2 protein-coding genes are annotated in these 13,257 nt (G+C 76.2%); both read right to left on the reverse strand.

The genetic code is table 11. The features are described 5' to 3' along the window. Positions 1–8 precede the first annotated feature (8 nt). Entirely contained in the window at positions 9–6,176 is a 6,168-nt protein-coding gene (locus tag KWI83_RS22825) for an SDR family NAD(P)-dependent oxidoreductase (RefSeq protein WP_218516236.1), read from the reverse strand. Between the two features lie 70 nt (positions 6,177–6,246). Then, entirely contained in the window at positions 6,247–13,257 is a 7,011-nt protein-coding gene (locus tag KWI83_RS22830; RefSeq protein ID WP_218516237.1) for a beta-ketoacyl synthase N-terminal-like domain-containing protein, read from the reverse strand.

The following is a 13,257-nucleotide window of genomic DNA, read 5'->3' on the forward strand; positions in this document are numbered from 1 at the left end:
ACGGCTCCTCAGGACTCGGGACGGTGGAGCGAGGGCGGCAGACCGTTGCCGGCGATCCGCCGGGCGATCGCGGCGAGCGGGGCGTCACCGCCGAGCAGGTCCAGCGGGAGCTCGACTCCGAACTCCTCCTCGGCGGCGAACCGCAGACTCATCAGGTTGACCGAGTCCATCCCCGCCTCCACCAGGGACCGCCCGGCGTCCACGTGGTCCCGCCGCCCCGGAACGCGCGGCACCACCAGGTCCTCCAGCCGCCTGAGCACGTCCTGGTACCGGCCGTCCCCGGGACTGCCGCGCCCCGGGGAACCGTCGCCGTCCCGGTCCGCCGGCACCGGCCGGGACACCTCGCCGGGCGCGGCCGACGCGGACGGTTCGGCCGGTAAGGGCGGCGTCGCCGGCTCGCGCGGCACGGGCGGTGCAGTCGGCTCGGACGGCTCGGGTGGCGCCGTCGGCTCAGGCGTGGAAGCGGTCGGGGCGGGGTGGTCCGGGCCCGTCGTGGTCACCCAGATGCGGCGGCGCAGGAACACCGTCGGCGGGAGGGAGACGATCCGTCCGGGCGCGGTGAGGTCCGCCCAGCGCACGGGGACGCCCTGCGTCCACATCCGGCCGACCCGGCCGACGGCACCCGCCGCCCACAGCGAGGCCACGAACGCACGCAGCGGCGCGTCGTCCCGGAACGACTCCGGGTCCGCGGCCGCCACGCGTACGTCGTTGAGATGCGCCCCCGCCGGCAGTGCCTCACCCCGCGCCCCCGAGGCGGCCACCCCCGCGAGGGTGCGGGCCAGTTCCGGCACGGTGCGCGCGGTGACCGCCAGCCGGCACGGCTGCTCCGCCCGCCCGCACCGCAGCGTGTACGCCAGGTCGTGCAGGTCGACGCCGGGTCCGGGCCCGTCGGTGTCCTCCAGCCAGGCGGCGAGCCGGCTGGCGAGGGCGGTCAGGTGCTCCGGCGTCGGAGCGCGCAGCAGCACCAGTTCCTCGTCACCCAGGCCCTCGGAGGGCACCCGCGGCCGCCGGGCGCCGTCCTGCGGCACGTACTCCTCCAGTACGGCGTGCGCGTTCACGCCGCCCGCGCCGAACGAGCTGACGCCCGCGCGGCGCGGCACGGACACAGTGCCGTCCGGCCACGGACCGCCCTCCGTCGTCAGGGTGAACAGGGCGGGATCCAGGCCGAGCGCCGGGTTGGCGGGGTCGGCGTGCAGTGTCGGCAGCAGCTCGCCGTGCCGCAGGGACAGGACCGTCTTGGTCAGCGCGGCCAGCCCCGCCACCGATTCGCCGTGCCCGATCTGGGACTTGACCGAGCCGAGCGCGATGGGCCGGCAGTCCGCGGGACGGCCGCCGAACACCTCGGTGAGGGCCGCCAGTTCCACCGGGTCGCCGAGTTCCGTACCGGTGCCGTGCGCCTCGACCAGCCCGACGGTGGCGGGGTCGACACCGGCCCGGTCCAGCGCCCGGCGGATCACCCGGGCCTGGGCGCGTGGGCTCGGCGCCGTGTACCCGTGTCCGCGGCCGGCGTGCGCCACCGCCGTGCCCCTGACGACGGCGTACACCTGGTCCCCGTCGGCCAGCGCCCGGTGCAGTGGCTTGACCACGACCGCTCCGACGCCTTCCCCGGGGCCGAAGCCGGTGCCGCCGGCGCCGAAGGAACGGCAGCGTCCGTCGGGGGAGAGGAACCCGAACTCCTTCAGCAGCAGCATGCGCGACGGATGCAGATAGAGGTTGACCCCACCCACCACCGCGGCCGCGCACTCGCCCCGCGCGATCGCCTCCGCGGCCAGGTGCAGCGCCACCAGCGACGACGAACAGGCGGTGTCCACGGGCTGGCTGGGGCCGCGCAGGTCCAGCAGGTACGAGACCCGGTTGGCCAGGCTCCAGTAGTGACCGGCGGGGACGGCGCGGTTGCCGCCGCTCCACGCCTCGACGCCGACCTTCTGGTAGTCGCTGGACGTGACGCCGACGAAGACGCCGACGCTGCGCGGCTCGCCCGTGGCGTCGCGCAGGTCGTCCAGGCGCTCCCCGAGCGCCCCCGCGTCCTCCAGAGCCTCCCATGCCGTCTCCAGGAACAGCCGTTCCTGCGGGTCCACCAGGGCCGACTCGTGGGCGGAGAGCCCGAAGAACTCCGGGTCGAACCGGTCCACATCCGTCAGGAAGTGGCCCCGGATGCCTTCCGTGCCGGTGCCCTGCGCGGCCCAGCGGTCCGAGGGCAACGGTCCGGAACAGTCCCTGCCCTCCCGGAGGTGGCGCAGGAACGCCGCGAGGTCGGCCGAGCCGGGATAGCGCCCGCTCATCCCCACCACCGCCAGCGCCGCGTCGTCCTCGGACCCGCCCGCCGACGGCGTCGGTCGCGGTGCCGGCCGGGCGGGGGGTGTGGGGGGCTGCGGGGGGGCCTGGGCCGGTGGTTCCGGCGGCCCCGGTGGGCGCGCGGGCGTGGTGGCGTCGTCCGTACGGTCCGCCAGGAGGGTGGCCAGGGCCGAAAGGGAGGTGGCGGCGAACACCTCGGCGCCCTCCACACGGCCGACGGTCCGGCTCAGCGCCGCGGCCAGGCTCCGGATCGTCACCGAGTCGAACCCCAGCGTCTCCAGCGGCGCGTCCATCCGTACGGCGCCCTCAGGGGTTCCCGTCACCTCGGCCACGGCGCGGCGCACCAGGTCGGTCACGTGCCGGGCCCGCGGGCCGGAGCCGGTGTCCGGCACCCGCGCTTTCCCGGTCGTCTCCCGTGCCTCCCCGAGCACCGAGAACGCACGCAACGTCGCCTCCCACCGGGACCGCTCCCCGTGGAACACCGCCACCACGCCGGCGTCCTCCGGCAGCCGCAGCAGCGCCTCCAGGGCGGCCAGGCCCGTCCCGGCGGGCAGCGGCTCGGCGCCGGTGCGTTCACGCATCGCGGCGAGCACCGCGTCCGGGACCGTCATGCCCCCGTCGCGCCACAGCGGCCAGGCCACCGACAGCGTCCGACCCGAGCGCTCTCCGCGCGCCACGGCAGCGCACCGTTGTGCGGCGAAGCCGTCCAGGAAGCCGTTGCCCGTCGCGTAGTCCGACTGGCCGAGGTTGCCCACGGCACCCGACAGTGAGGAGTAAAGGACGAACAGGTCGAGCGGCAGCCCCGCCGTCGCCGCGTCCAGGGCCCGTACGCCGAGCGCCTTCGGTCCGATCACCGCGTCGGCGTCCTCGGGGCGCTTGCGCACCAGGTAGGCGTCCCGCAGCGTGCCGGCCGCGTGGAACACGCCGTCCAGCCGGCCCTCCGTCCGCAGGACGTCGTCGACCAGCGCACGTACGGCATCCTCGTCGGTGACGTCCGCCGGCACGTAGCGGACGTCGGCGCCCAGTGCCGCCAGTGCCTCGCGGTCGGCCTTCGCCAGCGCCTCCGGCGAGCGCCGTCCGCACAGCACGACCCGGGACCCGCGTCCGAGCAGATGACGGGTCGTCAGCATTCCGAGGCCGCCGAGCCCCCCGGTGACCAGGTACACCGCTCCCGGCCGTAGCGGCGCGCCGGTGCCGGGTGGTGCGGCGGCGGGCGGCTCGACAGGGGCGAGCAGCCGGCTCAGACGGCGTCCTGTCCGCCGGTCGACGATCCGGCCCGAGCCGGGCTCCGGATCGGCGGCCTCCTGCGCGATCGTGGCCGCCTCGGCGGCACCCACGCCGTCCAGCAGCAGCGCCCGGCCCGTCAGCCGCGGGTTCTCGTGGGCGAGGGTCTGGACGAAGCCGCCCGCTGCCAGGGCCGTCGCCGGGTCCGCCGCGACCGCCACCACGTGGACCGGCCGCCTCCACAGCTCCGTCAGCACCTGCCGGACCGGCCCGAACAGCGGCGCCCACCAAGTCGCCGAGTCGCCCGGCTCCAGAGCCACCACGACGGTCACCCGCTCGCCCGTTCCCGGCTCCGCCGCGGAGGCGGCAGTCTCGGGCGGTGCCCCGTCCGGCGCGACCCGGCGGACGGAACCGGACCACCGTGCCTCCAGCGCGGCGGCCAGCTCCTCCGGGCCGACCACCAGCAGCGGCCCGGCCACGGTGCCAGCGGATGCGGCCGGAGCCGGCACCCACTGCGGCGCATACAGGGTGATGCCGGGCAGCTCTGGGGCGGGGGCAGAGGCGGGGGCAGGGGCCGGGGCGGTGGGGGCCAGGGGCTGGGGTGCCGGTCCGGACACCGGTGCCTCCTCCTCGATCCAGTAGCGGTCGGTGGCCAGGACGGACCCGGGCATCGGCACCACCCGCCCCCGCCCAGGCGGGAACACCTCGGACCAGCGCACCGCATGCCCCTGGACGTAGAGCCGTCCCAGGGCCAGCAGGTCGTCCGCCGATGCCCGGGCCGTGGGGGCGAAGCGGTCGTACAGCCGACCCAGCATGGGTTCCTGGGCCCGTCGTACGCTGTCGCCGCCGTCCGCGCTGTCGGGGCCTTCGGGAGGAGAGACGACCCAGCGCTGCGAGGGCCGTCCCTCCGTGAACGCGGTGAGCGAGGCGCGCAGTTCCTCGGCATCCTCGGCGACGACGGCGAGCCGGTGGTCCTGGTGGTCGCGGCCGACCGCGAGGGTGCGGGCCACGTCGGTCAGCGCGGCGTCGGCGCCGGGCCCTTGGAGCCACGCCGTCAGGGCGCGGGCCTGGGCGGTGAGGAGGGTGTGCCGGTGTGCCGACAGGACGACCAGGGCGGGGCCGGGGACGGGAGCCGGGGCGGGCGTCGCGGGCGGCTCCTCCAGGACCACGTGGGCGTTGGTGCCGCTCAGCCCGAACGAGCTGACCGCGACCCGCCACGGCCGGGAGCCGTCCCGGACCAGGTCGACCGGCCCGTCGGCGACCCGGAAGGGACCCTGGTCGAAGGGGATGCGCGGGTTGGCCTCCCTGAAGTGCGGCGTGGCCGGCACCCGTCCGGTGGCCAGCACCTCCATCCCCTTGAACACGCCGGCCAGTCCCGCCGCCGCCGACGTGTGCCCCACGTTGGCCTTCACCGAGCCGACCGGGACACTGCGGGCCGGGAGCCCGGCAGGCGCGAACACCGCGTTGAGCGCGGCGAGTTCGATGGGATCGCCGAGCGGCGTCCCGGTGCCGTGGCACTCGACGTAGTCGATGGTGGCCGGGTCGACGCCGAACCGGCGGTAGGTGTCCTCGATCAGCGCCGACTGCGCGTGACGCGACGGAGCGGTCAGACCGTTCGTCGCACCGTCGTGGTTGATGCCCGAGGCGCGGATCACGGCCTGGACCGGGTCGCCGTCGGCCAGCGCCCGGCGCAGTGGTTTCAGCAGCACCACCGCGCTGCCCTCGGCGGGCACGAACCCGTCGGCCGCCGCGTCGAACGGACGACATCGGCCCGTGGGGGAGAGCATCCCCGCCTTGCTCATGTACACGTAGGGAATCTCGGTCGTGTAGAGGGTCACGCCGCCGGCGAGCATCAGGTCCGCCTCGCCCAGCCACAGCGCCTGGCATGCCAGGTGCAGCGCCACCAGCGAGCTGGAGCAGGCGGTGTCGACGGAGGCGACCGGCCCGGCCAGGTCCAGCAGGTAGGCCACCCGGGCGGCCAGGATCGACTGCGAGTTGCCCTGCATGACCTGCGGCATCCGGTGGTGCCGGCTGGACCGCTCGACGCGCAGCGCGTAGTCGTTGAGCATCACGCCCGCGTAGACCCCGCACCGGTATCCGGCCAGGGAGGACGGCGCGTACCCGGCGTTCTCCACCGCGCGCCGGCACTCCTGGAGGAACAACCGGGCCTGAGGATCCGTCAGTTCCGCCTCGCGCCGTGTCATCCGGAACAGCTCGGCGTCGAAGGCCGCCGCGTCCGGGATCATGCCGCCCCAACGCGACAGCGACCTGCCGGGCGCCGTGGGGTCGGGGTCGTACCACCGGTCGACCGGCCACCGGTCCCGGGGCACCTCGGCCACCACGTCCGCGCCGTCCCGCACCAGCTTCCGGAACGCGTCGAGGTCGTCCGCGCCCGGAAACCTGGCGGAGCATCCGATGACGGCGACCGGCTCTCGATCGAGGACCCGCCCCGACGGGCCGGGATCGGCAGCGGCGGGCCGAGGGGTGGACTGCCCCGTGGCCTCCGGAGCGGTGGGCCGCGGAGCCGGTAGCGGGGGCGCGCCGTTGCGCACGGCGGTGCCCTGCGCGCCCGGGCCGCGGTCGCGCAGCAGGGCCAGCGCCTCGTCCTTCGACAGGTCACCGGCGGTGAACCGGCTCAGAACGTCGCGGGTGTCCATGCCGTCCAGATCCCTTCCTCGGCTACGGCGTGTACGGCGGCCCGGGTGCGGTGCGGGCCATGGCGGCCGGTCATCGGCGGCCCTGCGCGCCCTCCAGCAGGACGGCCGCCTCCTCCAGCCCGATCGCGCCGCTCTGCAACGCGGAGAGCACGGCGTCCGGATCGTCACGATCCGACGTCAGGGGCGGTGCGGACGGCCGGTCGGACACGTCGTCTTCGGACGGGCCGCCCTCGGTGTGGCTGTCGCAGAGGTGGCGGGCGAGCCGGTTCACCGTCGGGTGCTCGAACAGGGCCCGTACGTCGAGCGTCACGCCCAGCCGGTCGCGCGCGGCCACGACGAGCTCCTCGGACAGCAGGGAGTCCAGGCCCATCTCCTCGAACGGCCGGTCGGCACCGATCGCAGCCGCGTCCTCGTACAGCACGTCGCTCAGGACCTCCAGCAGGGTGGTGCGCACGTGGTCCACGTCCAGCTGGGCGCCGGTGGCAGGGGTGGGCGGCGCCGGTGGCTCCTCGCCGGTCCCGTCGGGCGTACCGGCGGTCGTACCCGCCGTCCGATCGGACGCGCCCTCCGGGTGCGGCGCCGGTGCCAGCCCGAAGTCCCGCAGGTGCCCGCGCACCGCACGGCGCGCATCAGCCGAGCCGGACTCGGCATCGGTCCCGCCGTGCCGGTCGAGCTGGTTGTCGTACCAGCAGCGGATGCGTTCGAACGGGTAGTGCGGCAGGGAGACCCGCTGCCCTCGGTCCCCGGCGCCGCAGGCGGCCCGCAGGTCGGCCCGTCCGCCCTCCGCCCACCGCGCCACCGGCGCCTCGTCGTGCTCGCCGGGCGACGCACCGGCCGCGACGCGGGACAGCCCCTCCAGCAACTCCTCGCGGGTGGACCCCCGCACCGCCGCACGATGTGCCAACTGCACCCGGCCCACGGCCAGGGTGAACGCCACGTCGGCCGGCGACGGGCCGTTCCCCGCCGCCCAGAGATCCCGCAGGTACCGGTGCAGCCGCCCCGCGCTCTCCGCCAGCGCGGCCGGGGTGCGCGCCGACAGGAACAGCGTCAGCGGCCGCCCGTCGTCCGGCGGGGCCGCGGGGCGGGGCGGGGCCTCCTCGACGACGACGTGGGCGTTGGCGCCGCCCGCGCCGAACGAGCTGATCCCAGCCCGGAGCAGGGCAGGCGCGCCGTCCGGGCCGACCGGGTTCCAGGGCCCGGCGTGCCGCTGCACGGTGAACGGCGTTGCCGCGAAGTCGATCTCGGCGTTGGGCGGGTCGGCGTGCAGGGACGGCACCAGGACGCGGTGCCGCAGTTGCAGGAGCACCTTCGCGAACGCCGCCATGCCCGCCGCCGACTCCAGGTGCCCGATGTTCGACTTCACCGAGCCGATCGGGCAGTCGCCGGAGCCGGTACGGCCGTCCCGCGCGAACGCCTCCACCAGTCCGCGCATCTCGATGGGGTCGCCGAGCGAGGTGCCCGTGCCGTGGGCCTCGACGTAGTGGAGGTCGTGCGCGCTCACTCCGGCGTCCGCGAGCGCCTTGCCGATCAGGTTGGCCTGCGCCTTCGGGTTGGGCACCGTGTAGCCGTTGGTCCGGCCGCCGTGGTTGACCGCGCTGCCCCGGATCACCGCCTGGATCCGGTCGCCGTCGCGCAGGGCGTCGCGCAGGGGCTTGAGGACGGCCGCCGCGACGCCCTCACCGGGCACGTAGCCGTCGCCCCCGGCGCCGAAGCTGCGGCACCTGCCGTCGCTGGACAGGAACTGTCCCTGACTGAGCATCAGGTACTTGTCCGGGTGCACCGACACGTTGACCGCACCGGCTACGGCCACCGCGCACGAGCCCGCGCGCAGCGCCTCGCAGGCCAGGTGGATCGAGCTGAGACCGGACGAACAGGCCGTGTCCAAAGCGATGCTGGGGCCCTCGAAGCCGAAGAAGTACGACACCCGGTTGGCGATGCACCAGAAGGCGCTGTTGGCGTGCACGGGGTTGCCCAGCAGCCGTTCCTCCGCCTCGTGGAGCTGGTACTCGCTGTACATCGCGCCCACGTAGACCCCGACGTCCCTCGGCCGGTGCGGATCGCCGTCCGGCGCCAGGTCCGCGGGCGTGTACCCGGAGTCCTCGATGGCCGCCCAGCAGCTCTCCAGGAACAGCCGGGCCTGCGGGTCGATGGTGCCCGCTTCCCGGGCCGAGATGTTGAACAGCGGCGCGTCGAAACGGTCGATGCCTTCGAGGAAGCCGCCCCACTTCGCGTACGAGGTGTTCGGCCGGTCGCGGCCGGGGCGGTAGAAGCCCTCCAGCGGCCACCGGTCGGGCGGGATCTCCGTGACGCTGTCCCGGCCCCGCAGCAGGTTGTGCCAGAACGCGTCCATGTCGTCGGCCTGCGGGAAGCGCCCGGCGAATCCGATGACGGCGACGGCCCGGTCGTCGTCGTCCGGGGAGGGGCCGGCGTCGGCGGCGGCCTCGTCGGCCGCCGTGGGGACGACGGGCGTGGGGGTGTTCCCGGGAGCGGAGTCGGGTGAGGTGGGCGCGGTCGGGGGCGCCGGCTCCCCGACGGGGTTCCGCTCGCGCAGGTGGGCGGCGAGTTCCGCCGGGGTGCGGCACTCGAAGAGCAGAGTGCGGGGCAGTCGCCCGAACCGTTCGCAGAGGCGGTCCACCGTGCGGATCGCCAACAGCGAGTCGATGCCGAGATCGTCGAAGAGCGTGTCGGGCCCCACTAGGCCCGGCTCGTGCCCGGTCACCTCGGCCAGCACGTCCCGCACGACGTCGAGCAGTCCGGCGTCCTGGCCCACCCCCTCGTGTTCGTCGCCCCCGCCGCCCGCGTCGCCCCCGTCGTCCGCGGACGGCTGCTGTCCGGTGGCCGTGGCCCGGTCCGCAGCGGGCGCCGGTTCCACGGCCCAGGTGCCCGGAGCGTCGGCGGCGTCAGCGGCCGCGTCGGTGGCCGACAGCGCCGGCAGCAGCGTGGCCGCCAACCGGGTGCGCTCCCCGTACAGCACCAGCGGGCACACCGGTTCGTCCGGGGTCGTCAGCAGGGTCTCCAGTGTCTCCAGTCCGGCCGCGGTCGGCAGGGGCGCGGCGCCCAGTGGCCCGAGGACGTCGGCCGGGTCGCCGGGCAGGCCCATGCCGCCGTCGGCCCAGTAGGGCCAGGCCACGCACAGGGTGCGGCCCGTGCGCAGCCCGGCGCGGACCGCGGTGGCCCGGTCGGCGGCGAAGCGGTCGGCGACGGCGTTGGCGTAGGCGTAGTCGGCCTGGCCCTCGCTGCCCAGGGCGCCGGACAGCGACGAGAAGACCACGAAGAAGTCCAGGTCCAGCTCCCTGGTCGCCGCGTCGAGCGCGGCCGCGCCCAGCACCTTCGGCGCGACGACGGCCGCCGCCGCGTCCGGCGTCCGGTTCACCAGGAAGCCGTCGCGCTGGACACCCGCGCAGTGGAACACCCCGTGCGGAGCGCGCCCGCGCGCGACCAGATCCGTGGCGACGGCCTCCAGCGCCGCCGCGTCGGTGCCGTCCGCGACCCGGTACTCGACCGAGCCGCCGGTGCGCCGCGCCAGCGCGCGCAGCGCACCCCACTCGGGGTCGTCCGCGCCGCGCTCCCGACGGCCGGTGACGACCACGTCGGCCTGGTGGGCCGTCAGCAGATGCTCGGCCAGCCGGGCCGCGAGCCCGCCGAACCCGTGGATCCAGTACCTGCCCCGCCTACGGAAGGCCGGACGGGCGTCGGGGGCGGGGAACGCCAGACGGTAACCGGGCGTAACACGGCGGCCGTCCGCGTCCACCAGGACGTGCCGGAAGACCGGTCCCGGCCCGAGCTCGCGCGCCAGCAGCGCCGCCGTGCCCTCCTCGCCGAGCGGGGCGGGCAGACCCACCGCGCACAGATCGAACCGCGGGTTCTCCCGGGCGAGCGAGCGGCCGAACGCCGCGAGACCGGCGCCTACCGCCCCTTGGACGGGGTCGGACGCCAGGTAGGGCACCCGGATGACCGCGCCCGTGCGGGCAAGCGGGCGCAGCAGGGCGCGCAGCAACGCCACCGCCGCCTCCGCCCAGGCCACCGTGCCGGGGCCGACGGTCACCGAGCCGGGACCGTCCCCGGCGTGCCCCGTGCCGGCCGACGGCACATGCGCCCCCAGCCACAGCACGACCGGCCGCTCGCCCGTTCCGCCCCCCGCGCCGAGGAGGCGCTCCGCGATCCGGCGCACGGTCTCCTCCGGCCCCCCGTCCGCGAGCCCGGGTTCGTGGGTGAACTGCCCCAACTGCCGTGCCAGCGCCCGGTGTACGTCGGTGTCGCCGCCGATCACCACGGGACGGCCCGCCGCCGCACCGGCCGGAGAAGGAGCGGGGAGGGGCAGGTGCACGGGGGTCAGGACGTGGACCTCGGGATCACGGACGGGGGCCTCGGCCCTGGACGCCGTGTCCGCATCGGCGCCGGCCGTCGCCGTCGGGCGGAGGGCGAGCCCGGTCAGCCGCGTCCGCACCGTGCCGTCCGCGGCCAGCACCGTGACGTCGAACTTGCGCACCCGCGCCCCGCCACCGGCCGGCCGGCGGGGCCGTACGTGGACGAGGCCGCCCGGCGGCAGCGCGCCGTACAGCTCCAGGCGCTCCACCGCGAACGGCAGATACCGCTCGTGGGCCGCGCCACCCCTCGCCAGGAACCCCATCACCGCCTGCAGCGCGCCGTCCAGCAGGGCGACGGCGGGCGGTCCCGCGCTCCCGTCGGCCTCCCGCAGCCGGGCGAGGACGTCGTCCTCCCCGTGGGCGAGTTCGGTGAGCACGCGGTAGGCGGGCCCGTAGCGCACCGAGTGCCGCTCGAAGGACGCGTAGAGGTCCCGCGGCGCGAGGGTGCCCGTACATCGCGCACGGATCTCCTCCGGGGCGGGCGCGGACGGCCGTGCCTCACTCCGGCCCGTCGCTGCGCCCTGCCGGGGCACGCGGGCGGTCACGTGGTGGTGGACCTCGCCGGTGCCGGGCGCGGCCGATGTGACGGTGATGTCCACCGCGCCGTCCCGGCGTGCGACCTCCGCGCGCAGTACGAGCGGCCGGTCCGCCTCGGCGGCCTGCTGGAAGGTGATGTCCTCCAGGCACCCGGGCTCCGCTCCCGTCGCCCGGGCCGCCACGGCCCGCAGCAGTTCCATGAAGGCGGCGGCGGGCATCAGGGGACGGCCGGCCACCACGTGGTCCCGGACCAGGGGCTCGTCGGGCGTCACGTCGCGCTCGAAGGAGACGCCGTCGAGCGTGGAGGTGTTGCGGTCGACCATGTCGCGGAACCCGCCCGGGTCCGCGCCGTCCCGGGCTGTCCCCGCCCCCTGCTCCTGCGGGGCGGACACCGGCCAGCTGCGGGTCCGGTCGAAGGGGTAGACCGGCAGACGGACCCGCGTGACCGGCTCCGTCCCCGTCTCGCCGGGCAGTGCGGGGAAGTCGGCGTCCGGGTCCGTCTCCCACGCCTCGGCGGCCCGCCACGGTGCCGGGTCCAGCCCGTCGGGCGTCGGCCCGCGCGAGTCCTCGGTGGCGCCGTCCGTGCCGGCCACGGGGGAGGGGGCGCCGGGGCCTGCGGCCGCGCGGGCGCGCAGGAGGCGTACCGCCTCCGCCGTGTTCCGGGCCACCACGGCCATCCGCTCGGGCAGGCGGCTGCGCCCCTCACGCAGCGTCCGGGCGACCGCCGGGAGGGGCAGGGAGCGGCCCGGGCCCTCCAGGTGACCGGCGAGGCGCAGCGCCGTCTCCCGCAGCGCCTCCCGGGTGCGGGCGGACAGCGCGAGCGGCACCGGAACCCGCCGCTGATCCGCGCCGGAGGCGACGGGCTGGGGGGCCTGCTCCAGGACGACGTGCGCATTGGTGCCGCCGATGCCGAACGAGCTCACCGCCGCACGCCGTGGCCCGTGCGGCACCGGCCACGCGACGGGCGCGCGCGGGACGAAGAACCGGCTGTCCGCGAGCTCCAGCAGCGGGTTGGGCCGCTCGAATCCGTGCTGCGGCGGCACCAGCCCGTGCTCCAGCACCAGCACCGCCTTCACGAGCCCGGCCAGCCCCGCCGCCGTGTTGAGGTGCCCCACCGCCGCCTTGGCCGACCCCAGCGCGCACGGCTCGTCCCCCTCCCCGTAGACCCGTCGTACGGCGGAGAACTCCACCGGGTCGCCGAGCGGCGTGCCGGTGCCGTGCGCCTCGACGTAGCCCACGCCGGACGGCGCCACACCGCCCACGGCAACGGCCTCCCGGAGCACGTCGGCCTGCCCCTCGGGGGAGGGCGCCTGGTAGTCCTGCCGGCCGGCCCCGTCGTTGTTGACGGCCGATCCGCGGACGACGGCCCGCACGGGGTCGCCGTCGCGCAGCGCGTCGGTCAGGCGGCGCAGCACCACCGCGCCGCCGCCGTTGCCGAACACGGTTCCGTCGGCCCGCTCGTCGAACGGACGGCACACGCCGCTGGGGGAGAGGATCATCTCCGGGTGCGCGGGATAGCCGGCCTGCGGCAGATGCAGCGACACGGCGCCCACGACGGCGGTGTCGCACTCCTCGCCCAGCAGGCTCTCCACCGCCAGGTGCACGGCGACCAGTGAGCTGGAGCAGGCCGTCTGGACGCTCAGGGCGGGACCCGAAAGGCCCAGCCGGTGGGCGATGCGGGTGGCGGTGAAGTCACGGTCCGCGGAGGAGAAGCGGGCCATGCCCGCCGCGTCCAGCCCGGTGATGCCCACCGGGGGCAGGGTGGGGCGGGCGGAGGAGGTGAACACCGCCGTGCGGCCCGGCACGCGGTCGGGGGCGACGGCGGCGTCCTCCAGGGCGGCCCACGCCAGCTCCAGCAGGATGCGCTGCTGCGGGTCGAGCCATTCGGCCTGCCGGGGGTTGAACCCGAACAGGGCCGCATCGAACCGGTCGACGTCGGGCAGCGGGCATCCCGCGGCGACGAAGCCGGGGACGTCCACGTCCGCCGCGCGGTGGCCGAGTGCCAGGAGCTCGTCCCGGCCGAAGCTGCGGATCGCGGTGTCGCCGCGGAGCAGCAGGTCCCAGTACGCGTCCGGTGCGGACACCGGGCCGAACCGGCAGGACACGCCGACCACCGCGACCGCCGTCGGGTCGTCCACGGCCGTCGTCGGCTGCTGGGCGGGAGGAGCGAGGTTCAT

The sequence above is a fragment of the Streptomyces sp. TRM70350 genome (assembly GCF_019219825.1).
In the GTDB taxonomy this organism is placed as follows: domain Bacteria; phylum Actinomycetota; class Actinomycetes; order Streptomycetales; family Streptomycetaceae; genus Streptomyces.

Excerpts from the sequence above, each read along its gene's own strand:
- KWI83_RS22825 (WP_218516236.1), bottom strand. The coding sequence starts at position 6,176 with ATGGACACCCGCGACGTTCTGAGCCGGTTCACCGCCGGTGACCTGTCG.
- KWI83_RS22830 (WP_218516237.1), bottom strand. The coding sequence starts at position 13,257 with ATGAACCTCGCTCCTCCCGCCCAGCAGCCGACGACGGCCGTGGACGAC.